The sequence below is a fragment of the Enterobacter hormaechei ATCC 49162 genome, assembly GCF_001875655.1.
GTDB classification, from domain to species: domain Bacteria; phylum Pseudomonadota; class Gammaproteobacteria; order Enterobacterales; family Enterobacteriaceae; genus Enterobacter; species Enterobacter hormaechei.
In genome coordinates this window covers 3,239,230-3,255,105 of record NZ_MKEQ01000001.1, presented here as the reverse complement: position 1 = coordinate 3,255,105, position 15,876 = coordinate 3,239,230, and the positions used below count along the sequence as shown (strand labels likewise).

The window sequence follows — 15,876 nt, the reverse complement described above, 5'->3', positions numbered from 1 at the left end:
AATTATTTTGCTTCACGTTTGCTTTTGTAATCCGCAATGGCGGCTTTGATCGCGTCTTCTGCCAGAATTGAACAGTGAATTTTCACCGGTGGCAGTTCGAGTTCTTCAGCAATATCCGTGTTTTTGATTGCCTGTGCTTCGTCCAGAGACTTCCCTTTCACCCATTCGGTGACCAGGGAGCTGGAGGCGATAGCAGAACCGCAGCCGTAGGTCTTGAAGCGCGCGTCTTCAATGATACCTTCATTGTTGACTTTAATCTGCAACTTCATCACGTCGCCACACGCTGGCGCGCCAACCATACCGCTACCTACGCTCTCGTCGCTGTTGTCAAAAGAGCCAACGTTGCGCGGGTTCTCGTAATGATCAATAACTTTTTCGCTGTATGCCATGATTGAATTCTCCTTATGTACCGATTAGTGATGTGACCATTCAATGCTGTTCAGATCCACGCCCTGCTTGAACATTTCCCACAGTGGAGAAAGGTCGCGCAGACGGCCAATGGAGTTACGAACCAGCTTGATGGTGTAGTCAATCTCTTCTTCGGTAGTGAAACGACCTAAAGAGAAACGGATAGAGCTGTGTGCCAGCTCGTCGGTCATGCCCAGCGCGCGCAGCACGTAGGATGGCTCCAGGCTTGCAGACGTACAGGCAGAGCCGGACGAAACGGCCAGGTCTTTCAGCGCCATGATCAGCGACTCGCCTTCAACATAGTTGAAGCTGACGTTGAGGATGTTCGGTGCGCCCTGCTCGAGATCGCCGTTCAGATACACTTCTTCCATATCTTTCACGCCGTCCCACAGACGGTTACGCAGCGTACGCAGGCGCGCCATCTCGGATTCCATCTCTTCTTTCGCAATGCGGTATGCTTCGCCCATGCCCACGATCTGGTGAACAGGCAGCGTACCGGAACGCATGCCGCGCTCGTGACCGCCGCCGTGCATCTGTGCTTCGATGCGGATACGTGGCTTACGACGAACGTACAGCGCGCCGATCCCTTTCGGGCCATAGATTTTGTGACCGGAGAAGGACATCAGGTCCACTTTCAGCTGGCTCAGGTCGATAGGCAGTTTGCCCACGCTCTGGGTCGCATCCACGTGGTAGATGATGCCGCGCGCACGGCACATTTCGCCGATGGTAGCGATGTCCTGAACAACGCCGATTTCGTTGTTAACGTGCATGATGGAGACCAGAATGGTGTCATCACGCATCGCCGCTTCGAGCTCTTTCAGGTCGATGATCCCGTTGCTCTGTGGCGCCAGGTAAGTCACTTCGAACCCTTCACGCTCCAGCTGACGGCAGGTATCCAGCACGGCTTTGTGTTCGGTTTTGCTGGTGATGATGTGCTTGCCTTTTTTCTGATAAAAGTTGGCTGCACCTTTGATCGCCAGGTTGTCGGATTCGGTCGCACCGGAGGTGAAAACAATTTCACGCGGGTCGGCACCGACCAGGTCAGCAATCTGATTACGGGCGATATCAACCGCCTCTTCAGCATGCCAGCCAAAACGGTGTGAACGGGAAGCTGGGTTACCAAAGTTTCCGTCCAGGGTCAGACACTGCATCATTTTCTCGGCAACACGCGGGTCCACCGGCGTGGTTGCGGAGTAGTCGAGATAAATCGGTAATTTCATTGCTCTATAAACTCCGTACATCGCTTCAATGCAAGGAATCAGGCAACCGGCTGGATGTACGACCGAGTACGCGGGGTGTGACCACCCCGGCCTGATTCTGAATACTTATCTTTTTAATTACGCGCGCAGTTTAACGTCGATGGCGTCCTGCGTGCGGGTGCTGCGCTGTGAATCCTGACTATGCTGACGACCAGAGACATCCAGAACTTCCTGGTTATTAACCAGTTCACCCAGGGTGATGTTATTCAGGAAGCCGGTCAGACGGTCGCTCAGATCGCGCCACAGCGCGTGGGTCAGGCATTTATCGCCGCCCTGACAGCCGCCTTTACCCTGGCAACGGGTCGCGTCAACGGATTCGTCAACCGCGCTAATCACTTCGCCAACCGCAATACTACCCGCGTCTTTACCCAGCAGATAACCGCCACCCGGGCCACGAACGCTGGACACCAGTCCATTTTTACGCAGTCTGGAGAACAGCTGTTCCAGGTAAGAGAGGGAGATCCCTTGTCGTTCAGAAATATCAGCCAACGGAACCGGGCCCGCTTCGGAGTTGAGCGCAACGTCCAGCATCGCGGTCACGGCATAACGCCCTTTAGATGTCAGTCTCATGTCTTACTTAACCTCAAACTCGCCCCTGCCCGGGGTTTTTTATTGTAAAATGGGGGTATTGCATAGCAGGGCCAAGTCTGACATTCCTGACTAAATTGGTCAACTATTTACTTGACTGTTTTAGTCAGGTATTTAACGTTCCGTGCCGTTTTTTTGTCGGGTGGCGCTGCGCTTACCCGACCTACAAAACCGTAGGCCCGTGCAAGCAAAGCGCCGCCGGGCAACAACGCGCAAAATTACGCTTTATTCTTCTGCTCAATCGACGCCAGAATTCCGCGCAGGATGTTCAGCTCCTGGCTTTCCGGGCGCGCGCGGGTGAACATACGGCGCAGCTTGTTCATCACCTGGCCGGGGTGGCCTTCACGGATGAAGCCGGTAGAGAGCAGCGTCTGCTCCAGATGACCGTAGAAACGCTCCAGATCGTCCACCAGCGGGTAGGCCGCCTCTTCTTTAGGTTCGACCGGTTTCTCCTGCGTCGCCAGCCATGCCATGCGCACTTCGTAGGCGATCACCTGTACCGCCATCGCCAGGTTCAGCGAACTGTATTCCGGGTTGGCGGCAATCGCCACGTGGTAGTGGCACTTCTGTAGTTCCTCGTTGGTCAGGCCAACGCGTTCACGGCCAAACACCAGCGCAACCGGCGCCTGTTCCGCTTCTGCGACGCTTTTCAGGCCGCATTCGCGCGGGTCCAGCATCGGCCAGGGCAGCGTACGGGAGCGCGCGCTGGTCCCCACCACCAGGCTGCAACCGGCCAAGGCTTCATCCAGGGTGTCCACGATCTGCGCATTCCCGATCACGTCGCTGGCGCCGGCCGCCAGAGCAATAGCCTGAGAGTCTGGTTTCACCAGCGGGTTAACCAGCCACAGGTTCGTTAAGCCCATGGTTTTCATAGCGCGGGCCACAGAGCCCATGTTGCCGGTGTGCGATGTTTCGACCAGCACGATTCGAATGTTTTGCAGCATAATTTTTAGATGTCTGGATTCAGTGTCTGAAGAATATTCGGGCATATTATCATAAACGAGAGACATAATCCGATCCCGCTGCTATACTCTGCGCCGATTTTCCTGTTCTTTAACATCCAGTGAGAGAGACCGATGCATCCGATGCTGACCATCGCCGTGCGCGCAGCGCGCAAGGCGGGTAATGTAATTGCCAAACACTACGAAACCCCAGACTCCGTAGAAACCAGCCAGAAAGGCAGCAATGATTTCGTGACTAACGTCGATAAAGCCGCAGAAGCGATTATTATCGAAACGATCCGCAAATCTTACCCGCAGCACACCATCATCACCGAAGAAAGCGGTGAACATGAAGGTACCGATCAGGATGTTCAATGGGTTATCGATCCACTGGATGGCACCACCAACTTCGTCAAACGCCTGCCACACTTCTCTGTGTCTATCGCAGTACGCATTAAAGGCCGTACTGAAGTCGCCGTTGTTTACGATCCAATGCGTAACGAACTATTCACCGCTACCCGCGGTCAGGGCGCACAGCTGAACGGCTACCGTCTGCGTTGCAGCAATGCACGCGATCTCGACGGCACCATCCTGGCGACCGGCTTCCCGTTCAAGGCGAAGCAGCACGCAACCACTTATATGAATATCCTGGGCAAACTGTTCACCGAATGCGCGGACTTCCGTCGCACCGGCTCTGCGGCGCTGGATCTGGCCTACGTGGCGACCGGTCGCGTTGACGGTTACTTCGAACTGTCCCTGAAGCCATGGGACTTTGCGGCGGGCGAGCTGATCGCACGTGAAGCTGGCGCCATTGTTTGCGACTTCACCGGCGGTCATAACTATATGTCTACCGGCAACATCGTTGCAGGTAACCCACGCGTTGTTAAAGCCATGCTGGCTAACATGCGTGACGAACTGAGCGATGCGCTGAAGCGTTAATCCCGTTTGTTAAGCCCGGTGGCGCTTCGCGTACCGGGCCTACACAATCCCTCAGTACGCTAGAAAGGCCGTAATCCCCTCCCCACCGGCACCGCGCTCATCCACATCGTCACCGCAGCCACCAGCAGGATCACCCCACCCGCCAGCGCTAGCGTCGTCCAGCCAACCTGTCGCCACAATACCGGCGTTTTATTGCCGCTGAGTTTTATCGCCAGCTGACGGAAGCTATGAACCAGCAGCGCTAAAGACGAAATGGTGAGAGACGTGCCCGCCGCCATCGCCAGCGCCGAGAGCATGCCCCAGCCAAATACGCCAATCACTTTACTGAACAGCAGCACCATAATTGCGCCCGAGCACGGACGCATTCCCATAGACAGAATAATCATCAGGCGCGCGCGCCAGTCGTCACCGCGCTGTAACTGCTCCTGCGTCGGCAGATGCTGATGCCCGCACCCGCAGTTTTCATGGTGAACGTGATGCGGCGTAAAGGCTTTGAATTTAGGCTTTTGCAGTAACGCGCGCAGTTTTTTCAGCGCTCGCCAGCAGAGGAGTAGCCCCAGCAAGCCCACCAGCGCGTAGCTCCCCTTCTCCAGCCAGAAGCTGCTCATATGCAGCTGACGGGCAGGCAGCTGTAGCAACGAAAGGACGACCACGACCAGCGCAATCGCCACACCGCCCTGAAGCAGAGAGGAAGCCAGCGTCAGGCCGATACTCGATTTCAGCTTTGAAGGATGCGTGGCAAGCCAGGTCGTGATCACGATTTTGCCGTGTCCCGGCCCCAGCGCATGCAGCACGCCATAGATGAAGCTGAACGCCAGAAGCGATCCGCCCGCTTTCGTCGGATTTTCCGCCACGGCTTTCAGCAGACCGCTCATCTGCTGATTGACTTCCCGCTGCCAGAGGATGCTTTTCATCATCACCTGCGGCCATGCCTGCCACAGCCAGAGCGCACCGCCAACCGCTAACAACACAAAGAGCGCCAGCGGCCACAGAGGGAGCCAGCGGCGCGGTTTTCGAGCCGGGGAGGAGATCACTGACATTGCAACGTCACCTCCTGCGCAAACTGTTTACCTAATTCCATGTCTTCTGGAGGCGCATCTTCTTTATCAAGGGAAACGGCAAAGTTCAGCGTCTCTTCGCTGGGTGTCGGGGTGTGAACGGCAATTTTACAGCTTTTTTGCAATATTTCTGGCAACTGCACGTCACTGTCCTCCGCGTAATGCATGTCGACATAGTAACTTGGATCAAACGTGGAAAACGTGTATTTCTGCCCGGCCAGCGGCTGCGGATGCGCCAGCGGAAGGATAAACGTAAGCACCGCCTGATGGCCGTCGCGGGTCATGCCGTACTCGGTGGGACGGTTAAGAAACTTCACCTTTTGTCCGTTGTGCCAGAACTCGGTGAAGTAGTGCTGACCCAGCACATTGGCCATGACTTCCGCCGCCAGCTTTTTCCAGATCTCATCGCCAGGCCTGGCATTACCGGCATCGTACAGCAGATCGGCGGAGGTGATTTCATCCATCGTCCAGCGCATTTTCAGGCCGCTAAGCTGTGTGCCGTCCGTCACCAGCTCGGTTTTCAGGCTGATAAAACTGTGAGGGTGTGCGCAGGCAGTGAAAGTGAAAACCGCCAAAAATAACGCTACCGCGCTTTGTTTAACTATTTGCATCTGTTCCTCACGTCAAAAATTCTGTGATGTTCGCCAGCAATCCTGAATGAAAGGCCTGCCGGTGCGCTTTTCAGCGCCCATCCTTTAGCTATTCTTATCAAACATTCACACTGGATACCCGACAGATGATGACGACGCTTGAAATTCCATCTGTGCTTTCCAGTTCGCAGCGCCGCTGCCAGGTGCTTTTGATGCTTTACCTGCCCGATGCTGCCATCACCGCACAGAGCATAATCGCTGCCAACGGCGTGGACGACGTCATGGCACGGCAAGATATAGCCGAGACGCGCGATGAAATCCAGCGCTATCATCGGCTTGATATCGTCACGCACCACGATGGCTGCTACCGAATTGAGGGTTCCGCCCTGAACCAGCGTTTGTGCCTGCTGCACTGGCTGCGCAGGGCGCTCCGGCTGTGTCCGCATTTTGTCGCGCAACAGTTCACCCCGGCCTTAAAAACCGCGCTCAAACAGCACGGCATTGCCCGCCCGCTTTATGACGATGCGAATCTTCGGGCGCTTATCAACTTTTGCGCGCGCAAGCTTCAGCGTCAGTTTGAGACCCGCGACGTGCAGTTTTTACAGCTTTATCTGCAATACTGTCTGATTCAGCATCATCTGGGCAACACGCCGCAGTTTTCCCCCGTTCAGCGCAGCTGGACGCAGTCCCGAGGGGAGTACTTTACGGCGCAGGAAATTGTCCGCCACTGGAAGCGGCGCGTTCCGCAGGGAACGCACAGCGATGAACAACTGTTCCTGGCGCTGCTGTTTATGATGCTCCGCACGCCCGACCCGGTGCTGGATAAACACCAGCAGGATCAGCGCCTGCGTCGCGCCATCGTGCGTATGATTGCCCGTTTCCGGGCGCAAACCGGGATGAACTTCAGCGATGAGCAAGGGCTGACCGATCAGCTTTACATTCATCTCGCTCAGGCGCTGGACCGCTCCTTATTTGATATTGGTATCGACAACAGTCTGCCGGAAGAGATCCACCGTCTGTACCCCCGGCTGCTCCGCACCACCAAAGAGGCGCTGTTTGAACTGGAAGCCGAATTTGGTCTGCGATTCTCCGGTGAAGAGATGGCTCTGGTGGCGGTGATTTTTGGTGCCTGGCTGATGCAGGAAACCGATCTGCATGAAAAACAGGTGGTCCTGTTAACGGGGGAAGATAAAGCCTGTGAGGAGCTGATTGAGCAGCAGCTTCGCGAGCTGACGCTGCTGCCGCTCAATATTCGTTATCTTAGCCTGGAAGCGTTTAAAAAAGAGGGCGCCCCCCGCGAAGCAGCGCTGGTCATTACGCCCTATCCAACCGCCCTGCCGCTGTTCTCGCCGCCGCTCATTCATGCCGTTGAGACCCTGAACACGCAGCAGCAGGAACATATTCGCGTTATGCTCGAATCGTAGTTACGTGCGAGCAGCCACCTTTGGGCGGATGACGATGGCCGGTAAAGCGACCAGTGCCATGACCCAGAACACACCGTGCCCCAGGTGCTGATAGAGGAAACCGGCAAATACGGTCATCACCGCAATGCTGCCGCCCATCGCCACCGCTGAATAGACCGCCTGAAGACGAATAACGTCCCCACCCTCTCGCGCCGCAATGTAGCGCATCGCCGCAAGATGGCAGACGGTGAAGGTTCCGCAGTGCAGGATTTGCGCCACAATCAGCCACGGCAGCTCCGTCGTCCAGCCCATGATGCCCCAGCGCGCCACGCCGCACACGGCGGAAAGCAGGAGCAGGTCACGCGCCCCGAAACGACGGAACAGTTTTTGGCTCAGCGCGAAGATAATGACCTCCGCAACCACGCCGAGCGACCACAGGTAGCCTACCGCAGAAGCCGAGTAACCCGCCCCCTGCCAGTAGATGGCGCTGAAACCGTAATAGGCCGCATGTGCCCCCTGGAGCAGACAGACACAGGCCAGGAAACGCCAGCTTTGCGCCACCAGCGAGCGCCAGGCGGGCCAGCCGGCACTCTCCTGATGACGGCTTTCGCCCTGCGGCATCACCGATGGACGCAGCAACATACCGAGCAGCATCGAGGCGATGCCGAGCGTTAACAGTGCCAGAATGGCACGGTAGTCATAGAGGCTGACCAGTTTTCCCACCAGCGCTGAGCCGATCACGAAGGCAATCGATCCCCACAGGCGTACGCGGCCATAGTCCATGGTGATCTGCTTTTGCCAGGTGTTCGCCAGCGCATCCGTCAGCGGCACCAGCGGGGAGAAGAAGAGGTTAAAGCCAACCATCACCACCATCAGCCAGGCAAACTGGTGGCTGACCCAGAAACAGGCCGCAAAGACCAGCGTCAGCAGGGCCAGAATTCGCACCGCTTTAATCAGTAAGGAGGGATCGCTGACGCGGGGCGCAATCAGCAGGCTACCCAGGAAACGAGCCACCAGCCCTGCGCCTAGCAGGATGCCGATGGTTTCAGGCGTCAGACCAATTCCCTTGAGCCAGACGCTCCAGAAAGGCAGAAAAATACCGTAACTAAAGAAATAGGTGAAATAGCTGAGCGCCAGCCAGCGCGTGGAATGCAAGACCATGAATCCCTCCCGAAATGGAGGCGATAGTCTGGCGTTAATCCCTGACTTTAGCAAGTCGTTAGCGCGCTATAAATTAACTAAAAATTAACATCATCATCAGCCGGACAGCGTATGGCGAGAGCGATAAAACTGTATTACGTTAATAAGACATCGCCTGAAGAGGTCGTTTGCCATGAACAGCTTACGTTATTTCGATTTCGGCTCCTCTCGTTCTCTCCTGCTTTTAATTGCCCGTATCGCCATTGTGGTCCTGTTTATTATTTTCGGTTATCCCAAGCTGACGGGGTTTAGCGGCACCGTTCAGTATATGACCTCGCTCGGCGCCCCCATGCCCATGCTGGCCGCGATTATTGCGGTGGTGATGGAAGTCCCCGCCGCGATCCTTATCGTGCTGGGCTTTTTCACCCGCCCCCTCGCGGTGATCTTTGTCTTCTATACGCTGGGTACAGCGGTGATTGGTCACCATTACTGGGATATGACGGGTGATGCCGTCGTCCCTAACATGATTAACTTCTACAAAAATGTGAGTATCGCTGGCGCCTTTATTTTGCTGGCGATCACCGGGCCGGGAGCCATCTCCCTCGACCGGCGTTAGCCCATAAAAAAAGGCCGCAAGCGCGGCCTTTTTTGTTTCTGCAAAGCAGAGGAATTATGCGTACACCGGGAAGCGGGCGCAGATGTCCAGTACTTTACCTTTGACGCGCTCAATAACCGCCTCGTCATTGATGTTGTCCAGAACGTCACACATCCAGCCCGCCAGCTCTTTCACTTCCGCCTCTTTGAAGCCGCGACGAGTCACAGCCGGAGAACCGATACGGATACCGGAGGTCACGAACGGGCTCTTCGGATCGTTTGGCACGCTGTTTTTGTTCACGGTGATGTTGGCGCGGCCCAGAGCAGCGTCAGCTTCTTTACCGGTCAGGTTCTTATCAACCAGATCCAGCAGGAACAGGTGGTTTTCAGTCCCGCCAGAGACCACTTTGTAGCCACGGTTCAGGAACACTTCCACCATCGCTTTGGCGTTCTTAGCAACCTGCTGCTGGTAAACCTTGAACTCTGGCTCCATCGCTTCTTTCAGCGCCACCGCTTTTGCCGCGATCACGTGCATCAGCGGGCCGCCCTGGGCGCTTGGGAACACGGCGGAGTTCAGCTTTTTGTACAGCTCTTCGTCACCGCCTTTCGCCAGGATCAGGCCACCGCGTGGACCCGCCAGGGTTTTGTGGGTGGTGGTGGTCACAACGTGAGCGTGTGGAACCGGGTTAGGATAAACGCCTGCGGCGATCAGACCCGCCACGTGCGCCATATCAACGAACAGGTACGCGCCGATGCTGTCAGCGATTTCGCGCATTTTTGCCCAGTCAACGATGCCGGAGTAAGCCGAGAAGCCACCGATGATCATCTTCGGCTTGTGTTCTTTGGCCTGCTTAGCCATGTCGTCGTAGTCAATTTTACCGGACTCATCAATACCGTAAGGGATGATGTTGTACAGTTTGCCGGAGAAGTTTACCGGGGAGCCGTGAGTCAGGTGGCCGCCCTGCGCCAGGTTCATACCCAGAACGGTATCGCCCGGCTGCAACAGCGCGGTGTAAACAGCGAAGTTAGCCTGAGAGCCAGAGTGCGGCTGGACGTTCGCGTAGTCAGCGCCAAAGAGTTCTTTCGCACGGTCAATCGCCAGCTGCTCAACGATATCAACGTACTCGCAACCGCCGTAGTAGCGCTTGCCCGGATAACCTTCAGCATATTTGTTGGTCAGCTGAGAACCCTGCGCCTGCATTACGCGCGGGCTGGTGTAGTTTTCGGAGGCGATCAGTTCGATGTGCTCTTCCTGACGTACTTTTTCCTGCTCCATAGCCTGCCACAGTTCGGCATCATAATCGGCAATGTTCATTTCACGCTTTAACATCCGCATCTCCTGACTCAGCTAACAAGTAAATTTTTGGCCTGAAAAGGCAGTCCTGTTGGACGACGGGCAACAGTATAACTGAATAGTTCTGCGATAACAGGTCTTGACAAACGATTTTACGCAAACGTTTACCTCCACGCCACGCAAGGGTTTGAGCAATAAAGCTCTCGCCATTTTCTACGGATTTCTTTTCAGCTTTGTGATGCAAATTTTTCACGTTGCAAAGAACCATTTACATTGCAGGGGTATTTTTATAAGATGCATCTAAAATGCATCATTAAAGTAACATCAGAAGGAAGCTGCTATGCTCGACGCTCAAACCATCGCTACCGTGAAGGCCACAATCCCCTTGCTGGTTGAAACGGGGCCTAAACTGACCGCCCATTTCTACGATCGCATGTTTGCGCATAATCCGGAGCTCAAAGAGATTTTCAATATGAGCAACCAGCGTAACGGCGATCAGCGCGAAGCGCTGTTCAACGCTATTGCCGCCTATGCCAGCAACATTGAAAACCTGCCGGCCCTGCTGCCTGCGGTAGAAAAAATCGCGCAGAAGCACACCAGCTTCCAGATCAAACCCGAGCAGTACAACATCGTGGGCAGCCACCTGCTGGCAACCCTGGACGAAATGTTCAGCCCGGGCCAGGAAGTTCTGGACGCCTGGGGTAAGGCATATGGCGTGCTGGCCAATGTGTTCATCAACCGCGAAGCGCAGATCTACAGCGAAAACGCCAGCAAGAACGGCGGCTGGGAAGGCACGCGCGCCTTCCGTATCGTTGAGAAAACCCCGCGCAGCGCGCTTATCACCAGCTTTGAATTTGAGCCGGTTGACGGCCAGCCGGTTGCTGATTACCAGCCGGGCCAGTATCTGGGCGTCTGGCTGAAACCGGAAGGTTTCCCGCACCAGGAGATCCGCCAGTACTCCCTGACCCGCAAGCCAAACGGCAAAGGCTATCGCATTGCGGTTAAACGTGAGGAAGGTGGTCAGGTTTCGACCTGGCTGCATAACGTCGCCAGCGTGGGTGATATCGTTCATCTGGCGGCGCCAGCGGGTGATTTCTTTATGGCCGTTGAAACGAATACCCCAGTGACGCTGATCTCCGCAGGTGTTGGTCAAACGCCAATGCTGGCGATGCTGGATACGCTGGCGAAAGCAAACCACAGCGCGCAGGTTAATTGGTTCCACGCGGCCGAAAACGGGGATGTCCACGCCTTCGCGGATGAAGTGAAAACGCTGGCGGCGGGTCTGCCACACTTTACCGCGCATACCTGGTATCGTTTACCCACGGAAGACGACCGCGCAGCGGCACGTTTTGACAGCGAAGGACTGATGGATTTAGGGCAGCATGAAGGGGCGTTCAGCGCACCGGGGATGCAGTTCTACGTTTGTGGGCCGGTGGCGTTTATGCAGTATGCCGCGAAGCAGCTGGTAGACCTGGGTGTTAACAAAGACAACATTCATTACGAATGTTTCGGCCCGCATAAAGTGCTGTAATCGCCCGACGGCGCTTCGCTTGCACGGGCCTACGAAGGGTTTTGTAGGCCGGGTAAGCGCAGCGCCATCCGGCAAGAATGTTAGATCGCCGCGTCGTCTTCTTCGCCGGTACGGATACGGATCACGCGCGCCACGTCAAAGACGAAGATTTTCCCGTCGCCAATTTTGCCGGTCTGTGCCGTGCGGATAATGGTATCCACACAGGTATCAACGATGTCATCGCTCACCACGATCTCGATTTTCACTTTCGGCAGAAAGTCCACCATGTACTCTGCGCCACGGTACAGCTCGGTGTGGCCCTTCTGACGACCAAAACCTTTCACTTCAGTGACGGTCATCCCGGTGATGCCCACTTCTGCCAGCGCCTCACGTACATCATCCAGTTTGAAAGGTTTAATAATCGCATCAATCTTTTTCATGGTGGGTCCTTAAACTCTTGCCAGTAAGCAGCCTCGTAATCGGTTGCTCACAGTATCATATTCAGGCGAATTTTGCGGTATTACTCTTTAAAATCGTTCGCTTCCAGCTCATGGCGTGAGAGCAATTTATAAAACTCGGTACGGTTACGCCCGGCCATGCGCGCCGCGTGGGTCACGTTGCCTTTGGTGATTTGCAGCAGCTTGCGCAGATAGTTCAGCTCGAACTGGTTTCGCGCTTCCGCAAACGTCGGTAACGCCGTGTTTTCCCCCTCCAGCGCCTGCTCGACCAGCGCATCGCTGATCACCGGTGATGAGGTCAGCGCCACGCACTGCTCAATCACGTTCACCAGCTGGCGCACGTTACCCGGCCAGCTTGCCGTCATCAGGCGTTTCATCGCATCGGTGGAGAACGCGCGCACAAACGGTTTGTGGCGGTCGGCGGCCTGACGCAAAAGGTGATTTGCCAGCAGCGGGATATCTTCCGCTCGCTCGGCCAGCGCCGGGATTTTCAGGTTGACGACATTCAGTCGATAGTAGAGATCTTCACGGAACTCGTTGCGCGCCATCACCTTGGGTAAATCACGGTGGGTGGCGGAAATAATCCGCACGTTGATATCGATATCGCGGTTGCTGCCGAGCGGACGCACTTTTCGCTCCTGCAACACGCGCAGCAGTTTGACCTGCAACGGCGCGGGCATATCGCCAATTTCATCAAGAAACAGCGTGCCCCCCTCAGCCGCCTGAAACAGCCCTTCACGGCTGCTCACCGCACCGGTAAAGGCGCCGCGGGCATGGCCGAAGAGTTCAGATTCAAGCAGTTGTTCCGGCAGCGCACCACAGTTAATGGCGATAAAAGCATTTTTACTGCGCGGGCTGGCGTTGTGGATCGCCTGGGCCAGGATCTCTTTCCCGGTCCCGCTCTGGCCGTTGATCAGCACGCTAACGTCTGATTGCGCCACCATCAGCGCCTGTTCGAGCAGGCGCAGCATGGCAGGGCTACGCGTCACGATGGACTCACGCCAGGCGTCGTCACCGGATGGCGCCGCGTGCTCAAGGGCACTGTCGATCGCTTTATAAAGGGCGTCTTTATCCACCGGTTTGGTGAGGAAGCTGAATACCCCCTGCTGCGTCGCGGCCACCGCATCCGGAATGGAACCGTGAGCGGTGAGGATAATCACCGGCATCCCGGGCTGCTGCTTCTGGATCTCCGTGAACAGTTGCAGACCATCCATTTCATCCATGCGCAAATCGCTGATCACCAGATCGATTTTCTCACGGCTGAGCACTTTCAGCCCCTCCTGCCCGCTTTCAGCGGTGACCACGCTGTAGCCTTCGCTCACCAGACGCATCCCCAGGAGCTTTAACAGCCCGGGATCGTCATCCACCAGTAACAGATGGGCAGGTTTACGGCTTGTCATGGCTTCACATCCTCTTGTTTCGGCGTATCACTGTCTGGCGTCGTGGCAGCGTTGCCTTTCGACCCATCGGGCAGATAGCTGCCTGCTGGCTTACGCGTCGAGAGCTGTCTTTCGATATCGGTCAGGTTTTCAAGCTTGCGGGTGGTGGTTTCCAGCTGCTCGCGCAGCGACTCCTGCTGCTGGCGAAGCGCATCAAGCTCGCTGTCGCTCGACTGCTGCAATTTGCTGTAGCGGAAACGCTCTTCAGACAGCTGTAGTTGCAGGGTTTGTCCGTCCCGCCAGAGCTGATAGACCGGGCGCACCTGCGGGGGAATATTGATCACGTAAGTATCGAGCCGCGTCACGTTAGCGCGGCGTTCGACTGGCGTGATTCTGGCATCAGCCATCACGATCCCGCGTTTAAACGCGTCCTGCCAGGTATCGTCCACCAGCATCGCCGCCTGGGCACGGGCCTCGGCGGGTGCCAGCCGCTGGGCGCAGTCTATTCCGCGCAGCCAGAAGAGCGGATTGGATTCCACATCACGCCCCGACAGGCTCCAGATATCATCGCAAGGTGTTGAAAGGAAATCGGCCAGCTGTTTTTGCGGCCATTTATCTTCCTGTTTTTGGCTAATTGCGCTTTTCGGCGCATGGGTGACACAGCCAGCCAGCAGTATGCAGGGCAGGCTCAGGCGCACATTTTTGCTGGAAAACACCGCGCGCAGTGCGCGGAAAAAGACGTGTGACATACTCACCAGGTTGTTATTCATTTCATTGATTTTTCCGGCTCAAGAGGCAGTTCGATACGAAAACAGACATCGGCGCGTTCATCACTCACGATGTTAAGCTCACCCTGCATGCGTCGTATGCAGTCGCGGGCAATACTCAGCCCCAGACCACTTCCTTTTACCGCACCTTTTCGCTGATGACTCCCCTGGAAGAAGGGTTCAAATATCATCGTTTTTTCATCATCCGGAATCGGGCTTCCCGTATTCGCTACGTCAATAAATACCCGCGAACCGTTGTTATAGCTTCTGATATAAATGGTACCGGATTCAGTACCATAGTGCACCGCATTGGAATAAAGATTATCCAGCACGCTCATTAACAGCATCGGTTCTGCAAGACAGGCTGGCGCATTGAGATCCACCTGGGTATGCATCATTTTAGCTCTTGCTGGCAGGCTATGGGCGGAGATCACCATGTCTACCAGCGGTTCAATCTCTACGCTCTCAAGCACCACTGCACCATCCGCCAGCTTGCGGTTATAGTCCAGCAGTTGTTCAATAAGTTTTTGTAAATTGCGGCTACTGGCATCCAGAATCGCCACGATCTCTTTTTGCTCAGGGGTCAACGGCCCCGCCACTTCGTCGGCCAGCAGCTCCGTGCCTTCACGCATACTGGCCAGCGGTGTTTTGAGTTCGTGTGAGATATGGCGCAGGAACTGGTGTCGCTGCGATTCCAGCCACGCCAGGCGTTCAGAAAGCCAGATGATGCGCTGACCGACCGAGCGCAGCTCGCGCGGGCCTTTAAAAACCACCGTATCCCCGAGAGATTTACCCTCCCCCAGGCGATTAATCATCCGCTGGATCCCCTTTACGGGGCCGATGATCATGCGGGTAAAGAGCAGTACCAGCCCGAGACTGACGAGGAACAGCACCAGCGCCTGCCAGCCGAAGAACTGGCCGCGCTCGGCAATCTCCTGCTGAAGTTGCTGCCCACGGGAAAAGATAACCGTCCGGGTGGACTGAACCATCTCCGTATTGGCGTTGGCAAAGGCTTCAAGTCGGGCGGCGGCGGCGGCATCAGGACCGCTGTTTTTGCACTGGAGCTGCGCCAGATCGTTCAGATCCTGACGCAGCGCCTGATAAAGTTTGTCATCCGGCAAGACACCGGCATGGGCGTCCAGCATTTCGCTGTAGCGTTTACGCTGGTTCTGATAGACCCTCGCCAGCGTGCGATCGTCCAGCACGCAGTACTGACGATAGCTACGCTCCATCTCCAGCGCGGCGTTGGTCATTGCCTCGCTACGACGGGCATCGATAAGCGTGGTGCGGTTAGTCAGGGCCGCCTGGGCACTTAACGCGTTCAGGCTTTGCCATGCCTGCCACGCCAGAACCAGCAACGGTAGCAGGATCAGCAGGAAGGCCATCATAACGAGCTGTCGCAGGGAGCGAGGGAAAGCGGGCCAGCGTTTCAACACATTACTCTCTTCATCCGGGTTTGAGGAGAGCGTAACTGAGTCGGCCCTTCAGATACAACAAAGCCGGGTAAAAACCCGGCTTTGTCATGGAATAAGGCGGTGCCTAACTCGA

16 protein-coding genes are annotated in these 15,876 nt (G+C 55.9%); 4 read left to right on the top strand and 12 right to left on the bottom strand.

Going from position 1 to position 15,876, the window contains the following annotated elements:
• Positions 1–2 precede the first annotated feature (2 nt).
• The 4 genes from iscU to trmJ all read right to left on the bottom strand — a co-directional run bounded on the left by iscU (position 3) and on the right by trmJ (position 3,199).
• The gene (gene iscU / locus BH712_RS16230) at positions 3–389 is read right to left on the bottom strand and encodes a Fe-S cluster assembly scaffold IscU (protein WP_003860661.1); all 387 of its coding nucleotides are present in this window, start codon (positions 387–389) and stop codon (positions 3–5) included.
• Positions 390–413: 24 nt separating this feature from the next.
• Complete coding sequence (gene iscS, locus BH712_RS16225; RefSeq protein WP_006176692.1) at positions 414–1,628, bottom strand: cysteine desulfurase; 1,215 nt, start codon at positions 1,626–1,628, stop codon at positions 414–416.
• A gap of 117 nt (positions 1,629–1,745) precedes the next feature.
• Positions 1,746–2,237, bottom strand: coding sequence for a Fe-S cluster assembly transcriptional regulator IscR (iscR, locus tag BH712_RS16220; protein WP_003860665.1), 492 nt, complete (start codon positions 2,235–2,237; stop codon positions 1,746–1,748).
• 236 nt (positions 2,238–2,473) lie between these two features.
• The gene (gene trmJ / locus BH712_RS16215; RefSeq protein ID WP_032674130.1) at positions 2,474–3,199 is read right to left on the bottom strand and encodes a tRNA (cytosine(32)/uridine(32)-2'-O)-methyltransferase TrmJ; all 726 of its coding nucleotides are present in this window, start codon (positions 3,197–3,199) and stop codon (positions 2,474–2,476) included.
• A gap of 132 nt (positions 3,200–3,331) precedes the next feature.
• Here trmJ and suhB point away from each other — a divergent pair, with 132 nt between their 5' ends.
• Positions 3,332–4,135: an inositol-1-monophosphatase gene (gene suhB, locus BH712_RS16210; RefSeq protein WP_003860668.1), complete on the top strand. Its 804-nt coding sequence runs from the start codon at positions 3,332–3,334 to the stop codon at positions 4,133–4,135.
• A gap of 59 nt (positions 4,136–4,194) precedes the next feature.
• Here suhB and BH712_RS16205 read toward each other — a convergent pair whose 3' ends face one another.
• Together BH712_RS16205 and BH712_RS16200 are read right to left on the bottom strand one after the other, a co-directional pair.
• On the bottom strand, positions 4,195–5,175 hold the full coding sequence (locus BH712_RS16205) for a nickel/cobalt transporter (protein ID WP_006811545.1): 981 nt from the start codon (positions 5,173–5,175) through the stop codon (positions 4,195–4,197).
• Positions 5,166–5,804, bottom strand: coding sequence for a DUF1007 family protein (locus tag BH712_RS16200; RefSeq protein WP_006811546.1), 639 nt, complete (start codon positions 5,802–5,804; stop codon positions 5,166–5,168). Before BH712_RS16200 ends, BH712_RS16205 begins: the two co-directional genes overlap by 10 nt.
• A gap of 125 nt (positions 5,805–5,929) precedes the next feature.
• On the opposite strand from BH712_RS16200, the gene csiE reads away from it, so the two are divergent.
• Positions 5,930–7,207 carry a stationary phase inducible protein CsiE gene (gene csiE / locus BH712_RS16195; RefSeq protein ID WP_006811547.1) on the top strand — a complete coding sequence of 426 codons (1,278 nt, stop codon included), beginning with the start codon at positions 5,930–5,932 and terminating at the stop codon, positions 7,205–7,207.
• On the opposite strand, the gene BH712_RS16190 is transcribed toward csiE, so the two are convergent.
• Positions 7,208–8,347, bottom strand: a complete 1,140-nt coding sequence (locus tag BH712_RS16190) for a 3-phenylpropionate MFS transporter (protein ID WP_003860673.1) — start codon at positions 8,345–8,347, stop codon at positions 7,208–7,210. It abuts the gene before it with no gap.
• A 172-nt stretch (positions 8,348–8,519) separates the two neighbouring features.
• Here BH712_RS16190 and BH712_RS16185 point away from each other — a divergent pair, with 172 nt between their 5' ends.
• Positions 8,520–8,942, top strand: coding sequence for a DoxX family protein (locus tag BH712_RS16185; RefSeq protein ID WP_006811548.1), 423 nt, complete (start codon positions 8,520–8,522; stop codon positions 8,940–8,942).
• 54 nt (positions 8,943–8,996) lie between these two features.
• Here BH712_RS16185 and glyA read toward each other — a convergent pair whose 3' ends face one another.
• Positions 8,997–10,250 (bottom strand): serine hydroxymethyltransferase, encoded by a 1,254-nt coding sequence (gene glyA, locus BH712_RS16180; RefSeq protein ID WP_006811549.1) that lies wholly within the window; start codon positions 10,248–10,250, stop codon positions 8,997–8,999.
• A 304-nt stretch (positions 10,251–10,554) separates the two neighbouring features.
• Here glyA and hmpA point away from each other — a divergent pair, with 304 nt between their 5' ends.
• Entirely contained in the window at positions 10,555–11,745 is a 1,191-nt protein-coding gene (hmpA, locus tag BH712_RS16170; protein WP_006811551.1) for an NO-inducible flavohemoprotein, read from the top strand.
• A gap of 80 nt (positions 11,746–11,825) precedes the next feature.
• Here hmpA and glnB read toward each other — a convergent pair whose 3' ends face one another.
• The 4 genes from glnB to qseE form a co-directional block, all read right to left on the bottom strand.
• On the bottom strand, positions 11,826–12,164 hold the full coding sequence (glnB, locus tag BH712_RS16165; protein WP_003860685.1) for a nitrogen regulatory protein P-II: 339 nt from the start codon (positions 12,162–12,164) through the stop codon (positions 11,826–11,828).
• A gap of 80 nt (positions 12,165–12,244) precedes the next feature.
• Positions 12,245–13,582: a two-component system response regulator GlrR gene (glrR, locus tag BH712_RS16160; protein WP_006811552.1), complete on the bottom strand. Its 1,338-nt coding sequence runs from the start codon at positions 13,580–13,582 to the stop codon at positions 12,245–12,247.
• Complete coding sequence (gene qseG / locus BH712_RS16155; RefSeq protein WP_001063628.1) at positions 13,579–14,331, bottom strand: two-component system QseEF-associated lipoprotein QseG; 753 nt, start codon at positions 14,329–14,331, stop codon at positions 13,579–13,581. Before qseG ends, glrR begins: the two co-directional genes overlap by 4 nt.
• Positions 14,328–15,761, bottom strand: a complete 1,434-nt coding sequence (gene qseE / locus BH712_RS16150; RefSeq protein ID WP_032674131.1) for a two component system sensor histidine kinase QseE/GlrK — start codon at positions 15,759–15,761, stop codon at positions 14,328–14,330. Before qseE ends, qseG begins: the two co-directional genes overlap by 4 nt.
• Positions 15,762–15,876 lie beyond the last annotated feature (115 nt).